15 protein-coding genes are annotated in these 17955 nt (G+C 70.2%); 12 read left to right on the plus strand and 3 right to left on the minus strand.

Annotated elements, in window-relative coordinates:
• Positions 1–96: 96 nt before the first annotated feature.
• Both ABTX62_RS20070 and ABTX62_RS20075 read right to left on the minus strand, forming a co-directional pair.
• Positions 97–2487: an MFS transporter gene (locus tag ABTX62_RS20070; RefSeq protein WP_352117412.1), complete on the minus strand. Its 2391-nt coding sequence runs from the start codon at positions 2485–2487 to the stop codon at positions 97–99.
• Between the two features lie 156 nt (positions 2488–2643).
• Positions 2644–3087: an SRPBCC family protein gene (locus ABTX62_RS20075; RefSeq protein ID WP_352117413.1), complete on the minus strand. Its 444-nt coding sequence runs from the start codon at positions 3085–3087 to the stop codon at positions 2644–2646.
• Between the two features lie 170 nt (positions 3088–3257).
• On the opposite strand from ABTX62_RS20075, the gene ABTX62_RS20080 reads away from it, so the two are divergent.
• The 4 genes from ABTX62_RS20080 (at position 3258) to ABTX62_RS20095 (ending at position 7041) form a co-directional block, all read left to right on the plus strand.
• Complete coding sequence (locus ABTX62_RS20080) at positions 3258–4298, plus strand: Rv2578c family radical SAM protein (protein ID WP_352117414.1); 1041 nt, start codon at positions 3258–3260, stop codon at positions 4296–4298.
• A gap of 164 nt (positions 4299–4462) precedes the next feature.
• Entirely contained in the window at positions 4463–6061 is a 1599-nt protein-coding gene (locus ABTX62_RS20085; RefSeq protein ID WP_352117415.1) for an alpha/beta hydrolase, read from the plus strand.
• A 57-nt stretch (positions 6062–6118) separates the two neighbouring features.
• Complete coding sequence (locus ABTX62_RS20090) at positions 6119–6517, plus strand: RidA family protein (RefSeq protein WP_352117416.1); 399 nt, start codon at positions 6119–6121, stop codon at positions 6515–6517.
• Positions 6514–7041 carry a GNAT family N-acetyltransferase gene (locus tag ABTX62_RS20095; protein WP_352117417.1) on the plus strand — a complete coding sequence of 176 codons (528 nt, stop codon included), beginning with the start codon at positions 6514–6516 and terminating at the stop codon, positions 7039–7041. The genes ABTX62_RS20090 and ABTX62_RS20095 overlap by 4 nt, the downstream gene beginning before the upstream one ends.
• Positions 7042–7043: 2 nt before the next feature.
• On the opposite strand, the gene ABTX62_RS20100 is transcribed toward ABTX62_RS20095, so the two are convergent.
• Entirely contained in the window at positions 7044–7619 is a 576-nt protein-coding gene (locus ABTX62_RS20100) for an adenylosuccinate lyase (protein WP_352117418.1), read from the minus strand.
• A gap of 395 nt (positions 7620–8014) precedes the next feature.
• Here ABTX62_RS20100 and ABTX62_RS20105 point away from each other — a divergent pair, with 395 nt between their 5' ends.
• The 8 genes from ABTX62_RS20105 to ABTX62_RS20140 form a co-directional block, all read left to right on the plus strand.
• Positions 8015–9820, plus strand: coding sequence for a 3-hydroxyacyl-CoA dehydrogenase family protein (locus ABTX62_RS20105; RefSeq protein ID WP_352117419.1), 1806 nt, complete (start codon positions 8015–8017; stop codon positions 9818–9820).
• A gap of 142 nt (positions 9821–9962) precedes the next feature.
• Positions 9963–10787, plus strand: coding sequence for a TetR family transcriptional regulator (locus ABTX62_RS20110; protein WP_352117420.1), 825 nt, complete (start codon positions 9963–9965; stop codon positions 10785–10787).
• A gap of 382 nt (positions 10788–11169) precedes the next feature.
• Entirely contained in the window at positions 11170–12513 is a 1344-nt protein-coding gene (gene ccrA, locus ABTX62_RS20115) for a crotonyl-CoA carboxylase/reductase (RefSeq protein WP_352117421.1), read from the plus strand.
• 10 nt (positions 12514–12523) lie between these two features.
• A complete protein-coding gene (locus ABTX62_RS20120; protein ID WP_352117422.1) occupies positions 12524–14572 on the plus strand; it encodes an ethylmalonyl-CoA mutase in 2049 nt (682 codons plus the stop codon).
• A complete protein-coding gene (locus ABTX62_RS20125) occupies positions 14569–15543 on the plus strand; it encodes an HpcH/HpaI aldolase/citrate lyase family protein (RefSeq protein ID WP_352117423.1) in 975 nt (324 codons plus the stop codon). Before ABTX62_RS20120 ends, ABTX62_RS20125 begins: the two co-directional genes overlap by 4 nt.
• 5 nt (positions 15544–15548) lie before the next feature.
• Entirely contained in the window at positions 15549–16118 is a 570-nt protein-coding gene (locus ABTX62_RS20130; protein WP_283971102.1) for a MaoC family dehydratase, read from the plus strand.
• A 2-nt stretch (positions 16119–16120) separates the two neighbouring features.
• Positions 16121–17326 carry an acyl-CoA dehydrogenase family protein gene (locus ABTX62_RS20135; protein WP_352117424.1) on the plus strand — a complete coding sequence of 402 codons (1206 nt, stop codon included), beginning with the start codon at positions 16121–16123 and terminating at the stop codon, positions 17324–17326.
• Between the two features lie 170 nt (positions 17327–17496).
• The coding region (locus tag ABTX62_RS20140; RefSeq protein WP_352117425.1) for a phosphatidylserine decarboxylase at positions 17497–17955 on the plus strand (459 nt) is incomplete at its 3' end.

Here is a 17955-nt window from a genome sequence, read left to right on the forward strand (position 1 = left end):
CACCACCGTACGGCTCGGGCCGGTGACGATGTGAGGCAACGCGGGAATTGCCCGCGCGGGGTGCGCCCGGCGTGCGCCCCCGCCGGCCGGTGCCGTTCAGTCCTCGTGACCCAGTTGGAGATCCCGCTCGGTACGGCCGCCTCCGGCGACTTGGAGCACGGTGGCGACGGGCGGGTATCCGGCGGCGATGACGGTGTACTCGCCGGACGACAGGTCGACGAAGCGGAAGATGCCGTCGGTGCCGGTGGTGAGGGTGTCGACGACGTTTCCCGCCACGTCGAGCAGCGTCACGCGCGCGTCCTCCACGGGCCGGCCGCCGCCCGCCCGGACGGTGCCGCGCAGGACCGCACCGCCGGCCAGTTCGATGTCCCGGCGGGTCTCGCGGGCGGCCTGGACGGTGACCGGGAGCGCGGCCGGGCGGAAGGCGGGCGCACCGGCGGCGAGGGTGTACTCACCGGCGACCAGATCGGTGATGAGGTAGCCGCCGTCCCGGCCGCTGCGGGTGGTGGCCACGACCTCGCCGTGCACGTAGGTGAGCGTGACGGTGGCATCCCGTACGGGCGTGCCGTCGGCGGTCACCACCGTGCCGATCAGGGCTCCGGCGCCGCCGAGGACGATGTCGAGTTCGACGGGACGCTCGCCGACGGTCACGGAGACCGCCTGGGGCTGGTGGCCGCCCGCCGCGGCGATCAGCACGTACGAGCCGGGGCCCGGGGTGGCCAGCGCGTAGCGCCCGTCCTCTCCGCTCGCGCCGCGTCCGGTCTGCTGCCCGGTGACGTCGATCAGCGTGATCGCCGCGCGGGGCACGACGGTCCCGTCGTGGTGCTGCACCGAGCCGCAGACGGGGACGCCGGCGGCGTGGGCGGCCCGGGTCTGCGGGATCGAGGCGTTCCCCGGCGCCGTGTCCGGGTCGGTGATGGAGGCGTGGTGGAACACCAGGGGTTTCTCCTTGAGGAAGAGGGCGGCGACCAGTCCGAGGACCAGCACCGGCACCAGGTAGAGGAAGATCCGCGGCATGGCGTCGGCGTACGCCCGGATGTAGCCGTCGCGCAGCGCCGGGGGCAGCGCGTGCACCAGCTGCGGGGTGATGGACCGGGTGTCCGGGAGGCCGGTGGCCGCGCGCGGGGGGAGGCGGTGGGCGAGGGCGTCGGCGAGCCGGTCGGCGAAGAGGGTGCCGAAGACGGCGGCTCCGACACTGCCGCCGATCTGCCGGAAGTAGTTGTTGGCGCTGGTGGCGGTGCCGAGATCGGCGGGCCGTACGGAGTTCTGCACGGCGAGGATCAGGACCGGCATGACCATGCCGATGCCGGCGCCGAGGACGGCCATCCAGATGCTGTAGTGCAGCCGGGGCGTGCCGACCTCCAGGCGCGACAGCAGCCACATGCCGACGGCGGAGAGGGCGCCGCCGAGGATCGGGTAGGCCTTGTAGCGGCCGGTGTGGCCGATGAGCTGTCCGGCGATGATCGAGGCGCCGACGATGCCGGCCATCATCGGCAGCATGAGCAGGCCCGACTCGGTGGCGGAGGCCCCGTCGACCATCTGCAGATAGGTAGGCAGGTAGCCCGCGGCGCCGAAGAGGCCCACCCCGATCACCAGGCCGACCAGACCGGTGACGTTGAAGACGCTGTTCCTGAAGAGCCGCAGCGGCATGAGGGGTTCGGCGGCGAAGTGCTCGGTGACCAGGAAGAGGACGGTGGCCGCCGCCGCGCCGGCCGCGAGGCCGAGGATCGTCCGCGAGTCCCAGGCGTGTTCGGTGCCGCCCCAACTGGTCAGCAGGACCAGGCAGGTGGAGGCGGCGGTCAGCAGCAGCGCACCGAGGACGTCCAGCCGGGCCTTGGCGGCCGGCTTGGGGAGCTTCAGGGCGATCGTCACGACGGCGAGGGTGACCAGGCCGAAGGGGACGTTGATGTAGAAGCACCAGCGCCAGGAGTGGTGGTCCGTGAAGTAACCGCCGAGCAGCGGTCCGGCCACGGAGGCGAGGCCGAAGGCGGCGCCGATCAGGCCCATGTAGCGGCCGCGCCGCCGGGGCGGCACGATGTCCGCGATGATCGCCTGCACGCCGATCATGAGGCCGCCCGCACCGACGCCCTGCAGGGCGCGGAAGGCGATCAGCTGATCCATGGACTGCGCCCGGCCCGCGAGGGCGGAGCCGACGACGAAGACGGCGATCGCGAACTGGAAGACGCCCTTGCGGCCCAGCAGATCGCCGAGCTTGCCGTAGATCGGCAGCCCGACGGTGGCGGTGAGCAGGTAGGCGGTGATCGCCCAGGACATCCGGTCCAGGCCGTGCAGCTCGCCGACGATCTTGGGGAGCGCGGTGGCGACGATCATCTGCTCCAGGGCGGCCAGGAGCAGGGCCGGCAGGAGCGCGAAGAAGACCAGCCGCACCCGGCGCGGGCTCGGTCCGGTGTCCGGATCCGGCGGTGGTGCGGGGGTGTCGGGGGGCGCCACCGCCGGTTCGTCCTGCGCCAGAGTGATCCCGCCCACTCACCGCTCCCCTCGTCGCGCTGCCGCACACTTCCCGCGTAAAAGCGACAACTACGAGCAAGCACGACGAGTTACGGCACGACAGCGAGCCACATGGGGATCACTCGAACCGGTGAGGGGCACAACACCCCCCGGCGGTCCGGGTTTTGCGGCGGACTACTTCTCGACCTCGGCGGCGAGCCTGGTGAGCATCGCGTCGTAGATCCGGCCGAGGCCCTTGGGTGCGAAGGTCTTCTCGAAGAAGCCGCCGATGCCGCCGGCGCCGGTCCAGGTGGTGGTCACGACGACCCGGGACTTGCCCTCGCCGGCCGGGGTGACCCGCCAGGTGGTGACCATGGAGGAGTTGCGGTCCTTCTCGACCAGCTCGCCGTCGGTGGGCTCGCTGACCTCCAGGAGGCAGTCACGCACCCGCTTGCTGGTGGCCTGGAGCCTCCAGTGGACGAGGGTGCCCTCGCCGTCGCCGCCCTCCCGGACCTCGTACTCGCTGAACTGCTCGGGCAGGAGCTTCGCGCGTGTGCCGCTGTAGTCGGCGAGGGCATCGAACACCGTCTCCGCGTCCGCCGCGACGATCCGCTCCGTAGTGGCCTCGACCTGCGCCATCGCTTTCCTCCAGGACCTGGTTGCTCGGGGGTCGGGGCAAGCCAACCACCCCGCCGCCCGGCCCCCCAAATCGGGGTGGCCGAACCCGGTCGAACGCGTTCGGAAAAGACCCTCGCACGATCAAGGGAACATGTGTTCTATTCTGTGGCCAGTGCTACCGAGGAGGCGTCATGCGCTGGGAGAACCTCACAGTGGACTCCGAACACAGCCGGGCCGATGCCGCGCTGTTCGGCGCGGGCGCGGTCACGACCCGTACGTTCGACACGCCGGAGTTCCGCGGAACGACGTTCCACGAGATCCGGGCCCGCTCGATCATCAACCGGGTGCCGGCGGTGTCGCGGATGTCGTTCCAGTGGACGGTCAACCCCTATCGGGGCTGCTCGCACGCGTGCGTGTACTGCTTCGCACGCAAGACGCACAGCTACCTGGACCTCGACACGGGCCTCGGCTTCGACAGCCAGATCGTGGTCAAGATCAACGCACCGGAACTGCTGCGCCGGCAGCTCGGCTCGCGCCGCTGGCAGGGCGAGCACATCGCCATGGGCACGAACGTCGACTGCTACCAGCGCGCCGAAGGCCGTTACCGGCTGATGCCGGGCATCATCGCGGCGCTGCGCGACCACGCGAACCCCTTCTCGATCCTCACCAAGGGCACGCTCGTCCTGCGCGACCTGGAGCTGATCAAGCAGGCGGCACAGGTGACCGACGTCGGCATCTCCGTGTCGGTCGGCTTTGTCGATCAGGAGCTCTGGCGCACCGTCGAGCCGGGCACGCCCGCGCCGGAGCGGCGCCTGGAGGTGGTGCGTGCCCTGGGCGAACACGGCATCGGCTGCGGCGTGCTGATGGCACCGGTGATCCCGTTCCTGAGCGACTCGCCCGCTCAACTCCGGGCGACGGTGCGGGCCGTCGCGGCCTGTGGAGCCGCGTCCGTGACACCGCTGGTGCTGCATCTGCGGCCCGGCGCCCGTGAGTGGTTCATGGCCTGGCTGGGGCGGCACCATCCGCACCTGGTGGCCCGTTACGAGCGGTTGTACGCGGAGGGCTCCTACGCTCCCAAGTGGTACCAGCGGCGGATCACCCGTCAGGTGCACGAACTGGCGGAGGAGTACGGCATCGGGCCCACGCGCGCGCGGACGCCGCGACGGATCCGGCCCGCCCAGCCGGCCGGGGAGCCCCCGGTGGCGGGGCCGACCCAACTCTCGCTCCTCTAGGAGAATTCGATACCAGCGCCCTGGTGCGAGCATTCGAGCGCATCTGAAGATCCAATTGGGTCATGAGTTTGACGGAATGAGTTCTTCCGGGACCGGTTTCCGGGACGATGCGGCGAGGACGGTGGCCCTCGCGGTCCGACATCCCACCGTCCTGGGAGGACTCCATGAGAACACGCGCAGCCGCGCTGTGCGGCGCCGCCGTCGTCATGGCCGGGACCTTCACGGCCGTTCCCGCCGAGGCGAGCGCACCCAGCACCGCGGCCACCCCCTCGCAGACCGCGAAGCTCACCTGGAAGAGCTGCGCCACCGAGGCTTACCCGACGCTTCAGTGCACGTCCCTGAAAGTGCCGCTCGACCACCGCAGGCCGCACGGGCGGAAGATCACCCTCGCCCTGTCCCGCGTCCCGCACACCGCCCGGACCTATCAGGGCCCGCTGCTGGTCAACCCCGGCGGTCCCGGCGGCAGCGGCCTGAGGCTCGCCGGGTTCGTCGCCTCCTCTCTGCCCGCGAAGGTCGCGGCCCAGTACGACGTCATCGGCTTCGACCCGCGCGGCGTGGGGGCGAGCGAGCCCGCGCTGGACTGCAAGCCGGGCCACTTCGACCCGGTCCGCCCGGACTCCCTGCCGACGACGCCGGCGATCGAGAAGGCCAACCTCGACCGCGCCAGATCCTTCGCCGCCGCCTGCGGCAAGAAGTACGCGCACCTGCTGCCGCACATCAACACCACCAGCGCCGTGCGCGACATGGACGCGATCCGGCAGGCCCTGGGCGCGAAGAGGATCAACTACTTCGGCTACTCGTACGGCACCTACCTGGGCGCGGTCTATGCCCGGTTCTTCCCCGAGCGGGTCCGGCGGCTGGTCCTGGACTCCGTCGTCGACCCGACCGACGTCTGGTACGAGGCCAACCTCAACCAGGACGTGGCCTTCAACGACCGCCACCGCGCCTTCCTCGCCTGGGTCGCCAAGTACGACGCGACGTACGGGCTCGGCACCGATCCGGAGAGGATCGAGGCCACGTGGTACGCGATGCGCGCGGCCCTCGCGAAGAAGCCGGCGGGTGGCACGGTGGGCGCCTCCGAACTGGAGGACACCTTCGTTCCGGGCGGCTACTACAACGGCTACTGGCCGAGCCTGGCCGAGGCGTTCGCCGCGTACGTGAACGACAAGGACCCCGAGCCGCTGATCGAGGCGTACGAGGACTTCGGCGCGGTCGACGCTTCGGACGACAACGGCTACAGCGTCTACACCTCGGTGCAGTGCCGGGACGCCGACTGGCCGCGCGACTGGCGGCAGTGGCGCAAGGACAACTGGGCGGTGTACGAGAAGGCGCCGTTCATGACCTGGAACAACGCCTGGTACAACGCGCCGTGCGCGTTCTGGCCGACGGACTCGCTGCGCCCGGTGAACGTGGCCAACGGCAAGCTGCCGCCGGTGCTGCTGTTCCAGGCGACCGGGGACGCCGCCACCCCGTACGAGGGCGGTGTCACCGCGCACCGGCTGCTGGCCCGTTCCAGCCTGGTGGTCGAGGAGGGCGGCGGCAACCACGGCATCACCCTGAGCGGCAACGCCTGCCTGGACAAGCACCTGGCGGCGTACCTGACGGACGGCACCGTACCGCGCGGCTACGGCGAGGCGGACGCGGTGTGCGAGGCGCTGCCGGACCCCGAGCCTGCGGCGGCCACGGCCTCGCCTTCGGCACGCGGGGCGTCGGCCTCCGCGAACGGTTCGGCGCTGCACGGCCTGCTCGGGTTCCGTCACTGAACGGCTGACGATCCGCCGGGGGCGGGCGCTGTCAGTGCCATGGTCCACCATGGGACCATGAGTGAGCTGACGAGGATCCCCGCCCCCGACGGCGTCGCCGCCGCGGCCCAGTACAGCCATGTCGTCCTAGGCACCGGCCGCTTCGTGGCGGTCGCCGGTCAGCTCCCCCTCGACGAGCGGAGCCGGCTGGTCGGCGAGGGCGATCCGGCGGCGCAGGCCCGCCAGGTCTTCGAGAACCTCCGGCGCTGCCTGGCGGCCGCAGGCGCGTCCTTCGACGACGTCGTCAAACTCACCTGCTTCGTCACGGACATGGCCCATATGCCCGCCGTCCGGGCGGCCCGCGCCGAGCACATACCCGACGACCGGCTGCCGGCCGCTTCGGCGGTGCAGGTCGCCGCGCTGGTCCGCCCGGAGTTCCTGCTGGAGATCGAGGCGTACGCGGTGGTCTCGCCATGAGGAGTCCGCGGATACGGGAGATGACGCCCGCCGACTGCGACGGTGTCGCTCAGATCCGCGTCGGCGGCTGGCGCAGCGCCTACCAAGGCCTGGTTCCGCAGTCGTACCTGGACGGGCTCAGCGTCGAGGAGGACGCCGAGCGCCGCCGTGCGTACCTCGCGCGGGGCGAGGGCAGTGTGGTGAACCTGGTCGCCGAGGGCACCGGCGGCGAACTCGTCGGCTGGGCGTGCCACGGCCCGTACCGGGAGGGAGAAGTCCTCACCGGAGACGCCGAGTTGTACGCCCTCTACGTCCACCCCGACCAGGTGGGCCGAGGCGTCGGGCGGGCGCTGCTCGCCGAGTCCGTCGCGCGCTGCTCCGCGGCGGGCCACGGCCGCCTCCTGCTGTGGGTGCTCAAGGAGAACGACCGGGCCCGCCGCTTCTACGAACGGGCCGGCTTCCGGGCGGACGGTGCCGAGGAGCCCTTCGAGGTGGACGGGGTCGCCGTTCCCGAGGTGCGGTACGCCAGGACGCTCCCCCGCTGACGTCACCTCTGCTTCGGGATCCGCCCCAGCGCCCGCACCGCGGCCTCGGCCAGCGCCGGATGCGCGAGAGCCTCGTTCAGAACGGGCCGGGCCCGGGCGTCGCCCAGCGCGCCGAGCCCGTCCACACAGGCGAGGGCCACGCGGCGGTACGGGTCGTGCGGGCGCAGGCGCCGCTGGAGCGTGGTGATCAGCGCGGGTACCGCCTCCGGGGCGCGCAGCTCGACCAGGAGCCGCACCGGGTGCAGGGCGTAGGCGACCCGCAGTTCGTTGGTGGCCAGGGCGGCGGCCGCGCGGGCGGTACGGGGGTCGCCGAGCCGGGCGAGTGCGTGGGCGGCGGAGGCGCAGCGCGGGGGGTCGCGGTGGTTGAGCAGCAGTACCAGGGCCTCGAAGGCGCGCCGGTCCCGCGCGAGCCCCAGCCGGAACGCGGCCAGCTCCCTCGCCCACAGGTGCTGCCCGGGTTCGGTCAGCGCGCTCGCCAGGGCGTCGAGGTCGTCGGTCGCCACGAGCCGCTCGAACGCGGGCGACGCCCCCGACTCCTGCCGTAAGCGCTCCGTGAGTGATCGCAACTCTTCGTCCATGAGTGAGAGGTTAGGCGCGTCGCGAGCCGTGGGGGACGTACATCACAAACCCGGGGGCTGGCGCGCTCGTTACCCGCCGGTTAAGCTCAGACGAGCGAGTTACCCACTCGCATTTCCTCGCGGCGGTCTGGTGACGCGGCCGTCGTGAGAGCAGTCGGTTCGGTGCCTCAGGTACCGCAGTACGGCTCGGCCCCGGGACAGGGCCGGTCGGAACCGCCGTTCCCCCCGGGCGTGTGTGCACGCCCGCGGAGGCGGCACCGGGCGTGTGCGCTTCGCAGCCCGGCCAGCACCCGCACTTTCCCACGCACCCGGTGCGCCCGTGGTCCGGCCCTGCCGGGCCGTCTTCGGCGCACCCGGAGCGCTCCCCGTCGTCACCCTCATCCTGGAGTCCCGCGATGGCCACTCCCCTTTCCGACCCGTCCCAGTCCTCGCTGCGGACCGTCGCCGTCGTCGGCCTCGGCACGATGGGCACCGGCATCGCCGAGGTCCTCGCCAAGGCCGGCCGCACGGTCGTCGGCATCGACATCAGCGAGGCCCAGGCCGCGAAGTGCGTCGCCGCCCTGGAGGCCTCCACCGCCCGCGGCGTCGAGCGCGGGCGGCTGACCGAGCAGGAGCGTGCCGAGATCCTCGGCCGTGTCCGCACCTCCGCCGACCTGCGTTCCGCCGCCGACGCCGATCTGGTCATCGAGGTGGCCCCCGAGTCCTACGAGGTCAAGCAGCAGATCTTCCGGGAGCTCGACACGATCGTGCGCCCCGGGACGATCCTGGCGACCGGCACCAACGCCCTGTCCGTGACCCGTCTGGCCGCCGACTCCTCCCGCCCCGAGCGGGTGCTGGGCCTGCACTTCTTCAACCCGGCCCCGGCCATGAAGCTGGTGGAGGTCGTCTCCTCCGTGCTGACCGCGCCGGCCGCCGTCACGGCGGTCACCGACCTCGCGCTCGATCTGGGCAAGGAGCCCGTCGCGGTCGGCGACCGTCCGGGATTCGTCGCGGACGGCCTGTTGTTCGGCTACCTCAACCAGGCGGCCGCGATGTACGAGGCGAAGTACGCCTCCCGTGAGGACATCGACGCCGCGATGCGGCTGGGCTGCGGGTTGCCCATGGGCCCGCTGGCGCTGCTCGACCTGATCGGCGTCGACACCGCGCGCACGGTCCTGGAGGCCATGTACGCCGCCTCGCGCGACCGACTGCACGCCCCGGCACCGATTCTCAAGCAGCTGAGCGAGGCGGGCCTGACCGGCCGCAAGGCGGGGCGGGGCTTCTACACGTACGAGGCGCCGGGCAGCCCGGTCGTGGTGCGGGACGCGCTGACGCCGCTGGAGGACGGCGACCCGGTTCCCGGCCGGGAGATCCGCTCGGTCGGTGTCGCCGGCTCGGGCACGATGGCCTCCGGGATCGCCGAGGTCTTCGCCAAGGCCGGGTACGAGGTGGTCATCGCCGCCCGCAGCGAGGAGAAGGCGCAGACCGCGAAGGCCCGGATCGGCACATCCCTGGCCCGTTCCGTCGACAAGGGCCGGATGACCGCCGAGGCCGCCGCGCAGACCCTGGAGCGGGTCAGGCCGACCGGCACGTACGACGACTTCGCCGATGTCGACCTGGCCGTGGAGGCGGTCGCCGAGGACCTGGAGGTCAAGCGGCAGCTGTTCGCGGCCCTGGACAAGGTCTGCAAGCCGGGCGCGATCCTGGCCACCACCACCTCGTCGCTGCCGGTCGTCGCGTGCGCCCGGGCCACGTCGCGCCCGCAGGACGTGATCGGGATGCACTTCTTCAACCCGGCGCCGGCCATGAAGCTGGTCGAGGTCGTCCGCACGGTGCTGACCGCCGACGACGTGCACGCGACCGTCCGCGAGGTCTGCGCCCGGATCAGGAAGCACCCGGTCGACTGCGGTGACCGGGCCGGCTTCATCGTGAACGCGCTGCTGTTCCCGTACCTGAACAACGCGATCAAGATGGTGCAGGAGCACTACGCGACGCTCGACGACATCGACGCCGCCATGAAGCTGGGCGGCGGTTACCCGATGGGCCCCTTCGAGCTGCTGGACGTCGTCGGGCTGGACGTCTCGCTCGCCATCGAGAAGGTCCTGCACCGCGAGTTCCGCGACCCGGGGCTCGCTCCGGCGCCGCTGCTGGAGCACCTGGTGGCCGCGGGCTGCCTCGGCCGCAAGACCGGCCGTGGCTTCCGCGAATATGCCAAGCGCTGAGCATCCCGGTGACTGGTTCCGGTCCGGCGCGGAGTGGGGCGGCCTGCTCGGCCCGGACCGGTTCCACCCGGCCGGCCGGGCCGCCCCTCCCCCGTCCTCCGGCGGCGGGGGAGAACCAGGTCATGCGCACCGAGCTGCGCACATGCAGTACGTTCAGGGCATGCCCCAGTCCGCCAAATCCTCCCGTACACCCGCCGCGACCGACGCGCCCGAGAGTGCCGCCGGTTCTCGCGCCGCCGCCCAGCGGCTCAAGATGCGCCGGGAACTCGCGGCCGCCGCGATGGAGTTGTTCGCGACGAAGGGGTACGAGGCGACCACCGTCGACGAGATCGCCGCCCAGGCCGGGGTCGCCCGCCGCACCTTCTTCCGCCACTTCCGCTCCAAGGAAGAGGCGATCTTCCCCGACCACGACGACACCCTGATCCGCGCCGAGGCGGTGCTCAACGCCGCGCCCGCGCACGAGCACCCGCTCGACACGGTGTGCCGCGGCATCAAGGAAGTCATGCGGATGTACGCGGCCCGGCCGGAGATCTCGGTCGCCCGCTACAAGCTGACGCGCGAGGTGCCCACCCTGCGCGAGGCGGAGATCGCGTCGGTGGCCCGCTACGAGCGCCTCTTCACCCGCTACCTCCTCGGCCACTTCGACGAGCGGGCGCACGCCGACGACGCCAACGACGACCCGCTGCTGGCGGAGGTCGCCGCGTCCGCGGTCGTCACCGCCCACAACCACGTGCTGCGGCGCTGGCTGCGGGCGGGTGCCCAGGGGGATGTGGAGGCGCAGCTGGACCACGCCTTCGCCATCGTGCGCAAGACCTTCGGCAGCGGGATCGGGGCCGGGCGCTCCACCGAGCCGCAGCCGGCCGCCACGGCCTCGACGCAGGGCGAGGTGCTGGTGACCGTCGCCCGCACCGACGCCCCGCTGGACGAGGTCATGCGGACGATCGAGCAGGCGCTCAAGGAGCGCTGAGCGGCTTCCCGCACTGTGATGACGGCCACCCCTCGGGGTGGCCGTTTTGGCATGTCAGGGGACGTTTCGCGGGCTCTCGTCGACCCCATTCGATCGATCATCGCTCATATGTTGCGTAAAGATTTCATCTGAGAGCAGATTCTGGCACTCAGTGCCTTGCGGGGTGACACGCGGTGTCATACGTTGAAGGAGTCCGGACGACGTCCCGGCAGGCCGAACCCGCCTGCACGCCCGGGCGCCTGCGTCACAGGCAACCTCCCGCGCCACCCAGCGCTGCCGAACAGCACCACCGCCGAACCGACGGCACACCCTCAACCCTCAGCAGCACCGACGTACCCATCGGCGCCCCTCCCTCAGGGCGCTCACCGCCGGAGGCAACACCGTGACCGTTAAGGACATCCTGGCCGCGATCCAGTCGCCCGACTCCACGTCGGAGGACTTCGCCGCCCTCCCGCTCCCCGAGTCGTACCGCGCGATCACCGTGCACAAGGACGAGACGGAGATGTTCGCGGGCCTCGAGACCCGCGACAAGGACCCCCGCAAGTCGATCCACCTGGACGATGTGCCGCTGCCCGAGCTCGGCCCGGGCGAGGCCCTGGTGGCCGTCATGGCCTCCTCGGTCAACTACAACTCGGTGTGGACGTCGATCTTCGAGCCGCTGTCGACCTTCGGCTTCCTGGAGCGCTACGGCCGCACCAACGAGCTGGCCAAGCGCCACGACCTGCCGTACCACATCATCGGCTCCGACCTCGCGGGCGTCGTCCTGCGCACCGGTCCGGGCGTCAACGCCTGGCGCCCCGGTGACGAGGTCGTCGCGCACTGTCTGTCCGTCGAGCTGGAGTCCTCGGACGGCCACAACGACACGATGCTCGACCCCGAGCAGCGCATCTGGGGCTTCGAGACCAACTTCGGCGGCCTGGCCGAGATCGCGCTGGTCAAGTCCAACCAGCTGATGCCGAAGCCCGACCACCTGTCGTGGGAGGAGGCCGCCGCCCCCGGCCTGGTCAACTCCACCGCCTACCGGCAGCTGGTCTCCCGCAACGGCGCCGGCATGAAGCAGGGCGACAACGTCCTCATCTGGGGCGCGAGCGGCGGACTCGGCAGCTACGCCACCCAGTTCGCGCTGGCCGGCGGCGCCAACCCGATCTGTGTCGTCTCCAGCGAGCAGAAGGCCGGCATCTGCCGGTCCATGGGCGCCGAGGCGATCATCGACCGCAACGCCGAGGGCTACAAGTTCTGGAAGGACGAGAACACCCAGGACCCCAAGGAGTGGAAGCGCTTCGGCAAGCGCATCCGCGAACTCACCGGCGGCGAGGACATCGACATCGTCTTCGAGCACCCCGGCCGCGAGACCTTCGGCGCGTCCGTCTTCGTCACCCGCAAGGGCGGCACCATCACCACCTGCGCCTCGACCTCGGGCTACATGCACGAGTACGACAACCGCTACCTGTGGATGTCGCTGAAGCGGATCATCGGCTCGCACTTCGCCAACTACCGCGAGGCCTGGGAGGCCAACCGGCTCATCGCGAAGGGCAAGATCCACCCGACCCTGTCGAAGGTGTACTCCCTGGAGGACACCGGCCAGGCCGCTTTCGACGTGCACCGCAACCTCCACCAGGGCAAGGTCGGCGTGCTGTGCATGGCCCCCGAGGAGGGCCTGGGCGTGCGCGACGAGGCCAAGCGCGCCCAGCACATCGACGCCATCAACCGCTTCCGGAACATCTGAGGAGCGCTGCATGACTGAGCGTCAGCCCACTGAAGGCAAGCGGGAGAAGGACCGGCCGTGGCTCATGCGCACCTACGCCGGTCACTCCACGGCCGAGGCGTCCAACGAGCTGTACCGGCGCAACCTCGCCAAGGGCCAGACAGGTCTGTCGGTGGCGTTCGACCTGCCGACCCAGACCGGCTACGACTCCGACCACATCCTCGCCCGCGGCGAGGTCGGCCGGGTCGGCGTGCCGATCGCGCACGTCGGTGACATGCGCCGGCTGTTCCAGGACATCCCCCTGGAGCAGATGAACACCTCGATGACGATCAACGCCACCGCCATGTGGCTGCTGGCGCTCTACCAGGTCGTCGCCGAGGAGCAGGGCGCGGACATCACCAAGCTCCAGGGCACGACCCAGAACGACATCGTCAAGGAGTACCTGTCCCGCGGCACGCACGTCTTCCCGCCGGGACCCTCGCTCCGCCTGACGACGGACATGATCGCGTACACGGTCTCCCACCTCCCGAAGTGGAACCCGATCAACATCTGCAGCTACCACCTGCAGGAGGCGGGCGCCACGCCGGTCCAGGAGATCGCGTACGCGATGTCCACCGCGATCGCCGTCCTCGACGCCGTGCGCGACTCCGGCCAGGTGCCGCAGGAGCGCATGGGCGATGTGGTGGCACGCATCTCGTTCTTCGTGAACGCGGGCGTCCGCTTCGTCGAGGAGATGTGCAAGATGCGGGCGTTCGGCCGCATCTGGGACCGCATCACCCGCGAGCGGTACGGCATCGAGAACCCCAAGCAGCGCCGCTTCCGCTACGGCGTCCAGGTGAACTCCCTGGGCCTGACCGAGGCGCAGCCGGAGAACAACGTCCAGCGGATCGTGCTGGAGATGCTGGCCGTCACCCTCTCCAAGGACGCACGCGCGCGTGCCGTGCAGCTGCCCGCCTGGAACGAGGCCCTGGGCCTGCCCCGCCCCTGGGACCAGCAGTGGTCGCTGCGCATCCAGCAGGTGCTGGCGTACGAGAGCGATCTGCTGGAGTACGAGGACATCTTCGAGGGCTCGAAGGTGATCGAGGCGAAGGTGGAGCAGCTGGTCGAGGCGTCGTTCGCCGAGATCGACCGCATCCAGGAGATGGGCGGCGCGATGGCGGCCGTCGAGTCGGGCTACCTCAAGTCGCAGCTGGTCGCCTCGCACGCCGAGCGCCGGGGCCGGATCGAGTCCGGCCAGGAGAAGATCATCGGCGTCAACATCTTCGAGGGCACCGAGCCGAACCCGCTCACCGCCGACCTGGACACCGCCATCCAGACGGTGGACCCGGCGGTCGAGGCCCGGGTCATCGCCGCGCTCCAGCAGTGGCGCGACAGCCGCTATCAGCCGCCCTTCAACCACCCGCGGCCCTGCAAGGCGCTGGAGCGGCTGAAGGAGGCCGCGCGCGGCGACGAGAACCTGATGGAGGCCACCCTGGAGTGCGCGCGCGCCGGGGCGACGACCGGCGAGTGGGCCGGGGCCCTGCGCGAGGTGTTCGGCGAGTTCCGGGCGCCCACGGGCGTCTCCTCGGCACCGGTGGCGGTCCCCGTCGAGGAGGGCAGCACGCTCGCCCTGGTCCGCCGCAAGGTCCACCTCACGGCCAAGGACCTGAACGTGGGCAAGCTGCGCTTCCTGGTCGGCAAGCCGGGCCTGGACGGGCACTCCAACGGCGCCGAGCAGATCGCCGTGCGGGCGCGCGACGCCGGCTTCGAGGTGGTCTACCAGGGCATCCGGCTGACGCCCGAGCAGATCGTGGACGCGGCCCTCGCCGAGGACGTGCACGCGGTGGGCCTGTCCATCCTGTCCGGATCGCACGCCCAGCTGGTGCCGGACGTCCTCGAACGGCTCCGTGTGGCGGGTGCCACAGATATTCCGGTGATCGCCGGTGGCATCATCCCGAACGGTGATGCCGAGCAGCTCAGGGCAGCCGGAGTGGCCGCGGTCTTCACCCCGAAGGACTTCGACATCACCGACATCATCGGCCGCATCGTCGACGAGATCCGGAAAGCGAACCAGCTCGACCCCCTGGAGGTCCCCGCATGACCAGCCCTGCTCCGCAGGTCAACCGCCTTCGCCCCCGGCGTTCCTGCCTGGCGGTACCGGGCTCGAACCCGCGCTTCCTGGAGAAGGCCCAGGGGCTCCCGGCCGACCAGGTCTTCCTCGACCTGGAGGACGCGTGCGCCCCGCTCGCCAAGCCCGAGGCGCGGCACACCATCGTCAAGTTCCTCAACGAGGGTGACTGGACGGGCAAGACGCGGGTCGTGCGCGTCAACGACTGGACGACCGAGTGGACGTACCGCGATGTCGTCACGGTCGTGGAGGGCGCCGGCCAGAACCTCGACTGCATCATGCTGCCGAAGGTGCAGACGGCCCAGCAGGTCGTCGCCCTGGACCTGCTGCTGACGCAGATCGAGAAGACGATGGGCTTCGAGGTCGGCAAGATCGGCATCGAGGCGCAGATCGAGAACGCGCAGGGCCTGAACAACGTCAACGAGATCGCGCAGGCCTCGCCGCGCGTGGAGACGATCATCTTCGGCCCGGCCGACTTCATGGCGTCCATCAACATGAAGTCGCTGGTCGTGGGTGAGCAGCCGCCCGGCTACCCGGCGGACGCCTACCACTACATCCTGATGAAGATCCTGATGGCCGCCCGCGCCAACAACCTCCAGGCGATCGACGGCCCCTACCTGCAGATCCGCAACATCGACGGCTACCGCGAGGTCGCCCGGCGCGCCGCCGCCCTCGGCTTCGACGGCAAGTGGGTGCTGCACCCGGGCCAGGTCGAGGCGTCCAACGAGATCTTCTCGCCGTCGCAGGAGGACTACGACCACGCCGAGCTGATCCTGGACGCGTACGACCACTACACGTCCGAGGCGGGGGGCAAGAAGGGCTCGGCGATGCTCGGCGACGAGATGATCGACGAGGCCAGCCGCAAGATGGCGCTCGTCATCTCCGGCAAGGGCCGCGCCGCCGGCATGCAGCGCACCAGCAAGTTCGAGATCCCGGAGGGCTGAGCGCGATGCAGTTCGGGCGCACCTACGAGGAGTTCGAGGTCGGGGCGACGTACAAGCACTGGCCGGGCAAGACGGTCACGGAGTACGACGACCACCTGTTCTGCCTCCTCACCATGAACCACCACCCGCTCCACATGGACACGAACTATGCGGAGAAGACGACGGACTTCGGCAAGAACGTCGTCGTCGGGAACTACATCTACTCGCTGCTGCTCGGCATGTCCGTACCGGACATCTCCGGCAAGGCGATCGCCAACCTGGAGATCGAGTCGCTGAAGCACGTGGCGCCGACCTTCCACGGCGACACGGTCTACGGCCAGACGACCGTGCTCGACAAGTGGCCGTCGAAGTCGAAGAACGACCGCGGCATCGTCTACGTCGAGACCAAGGGCTACAAGCAGGACGGCACGCTGGTCTGCGTGTTCCGCCGCAAGGTGATGGTGCCGACCGAGACGTACATCAAGGAGCGCGGCGGCGAGCAGCCCGGCCGCCCGCCCGTCTCCCACCACCACCCTCAAACGACGCCCCCGCGGGGCGACACCCCCGGTTCTGAGCTCAGGGAGCAGGAGAAGTAGCCATGGCGCGACTCGCCCAGACCGCCGGTCTGACGGACGTCCAGCAGGAGATCCTGTCCACCGTCCGGGACTTCGTGGACAAGGAGATCATTCCGGTCGCCACGGAGCTGGAGCACCGCGACGAGTACCCGCAGCAGATCGTCGACGGGCTGAAGGAGTTGGGCCTGTTCGGCCTGATGATCCCCGAGGAGTACGGGGGGCTGGGTGAGTCGCTCCTGACCTACGCATTGTGCGTGGAGGAGATCGCCCGCGGGTGGATGTCGGTGTCCGGCATCATCAACACCCACTTCATCGTGGCGTACATGCTCAAGCAGCACGGCACGCAGGAGCAGAAGGACCACTTCCTGCCGAGGATGGCGGCCGGTGACATCCGGGGCGCGTTCTCGATGTCGGAGCCGGGCCTCGGTTCGGACGTGTCGGCGATCACGTCGAAGGCGGTGAAGGACGGCGAGGAGTACGTCCTGAACGGCCAGAAGATGTGGCTCACGAACGGCGGAACGTCGTCCCTGGTGGCCGTTCTGGTAAAGAGTGACGAAGGTCACCCCGAGGGCACGGCCCCCCACAAGTCGATGACCACCTTCCTGGTCGAGAAGGAGCCCGGCTTCGGCGAGGTGCGCCCCGGCCTCACCATCCCCGGCAAGATCGACAAGATGGGCTACAAGGGGGTCGACACCACCGAGCTCATCATGGATGGCCTGCGGATTCCCGCGGACCGGGTGCTCGGCGGGGTCACCGGCCGCGGCTTCTACCAGATGATGGACGGCGTGGAGGTCGGCCGCGTCAATGTGGCGGCGCGTGGCTGTGGCGTCGCCCAGCGTGCGTTCGAACTGGGGGTCCAGTACGCACAGCAGCGTCATACCTTCGGGAAGCCGATCGCCCAGCACCAGGCGATCCAGTTCAAGCTGGCCGAGATGGCTACCAAGGTCGAGGCCGCGCATGCGATGATGGTGAACGCGGCACGCAAAAAGGACTCCGGGGAGCGAAACGACCTTGAGGCTGGGATGGCGAAGTACCTCGCCTCCGAGTACTGCAAGGAGGTCGTCGAGGACGCCTTCCGGATCCACGGCGGCTACGGCTTCTCCAAGGAGTACGAGATCGAGCGCCTCTACCGTGAGGCGCCGATGCTGCTGATCGGTGAAGGTACCGCCGAGATCCAAAAAATGATCATCGGCAGGCGGCTGCTCGAAGAGTATCGATTCCAGGGCTAGATGTCCGGATACGGGGTGTTTTCTTGGAGAAGAAGATCACACCCCGTCAGCACTCTTCTGCCGCCGACTCGGCTGCCTGGCTTACCCAGTTAGGGCCGCGAGCCGCTACGATCGCCGGAAAGCCGCCGTCCCCCGTCAGAGTGCGGCATCATCCGCTACGAAGGTCATCCATGCCCCACAGCCAAACCTCTGCACCACGCGACAGCCGGGCCGGCGTACGCCTCGCGCGCGGAGCATCGCCGTGGCTCCTTCCGACCGTCGCCACCGCAGCCCTCAGTCTTGCGCGGGCCCGGCGCTCCGGCGCCGCCAAGGCCGTCGCCGTTCCCGCCACCGCGCTCGCGGCCGGGATGCTGTGGTTCTTCCGCGACCCCGAGCGCGAGATCACCCAGGGCCGGGTCATCTCGCCCGCCGACGGTGTGGTGCAGAGCATCATGCCGTGGAAGGACGGCCGCACGCGCGTCGCGATCTTCATGAGCCCGCTCAACGTCCACGTCAACCGCGCGCCGCTGGCCGGCACGGTGACGTCGGTCGAGCACATCCCCGGTGGCTTCGTTCCCGCCTTCAACAAGGAGAGCGAGAACAACGAGCGTGTCGTCTGGCACTTCGACACCGAGCTCGGCGACATCGAG

Source organism: Streptomyces sp. NPDC096046, assembly GCF_040303285.1.
In the GTDB taxonomy this organism is placed as follows: Bacteria; Actinomycetota; Actinomycetes; order Streptomycetales; family Streptomycetaceae; genus Streptomyces.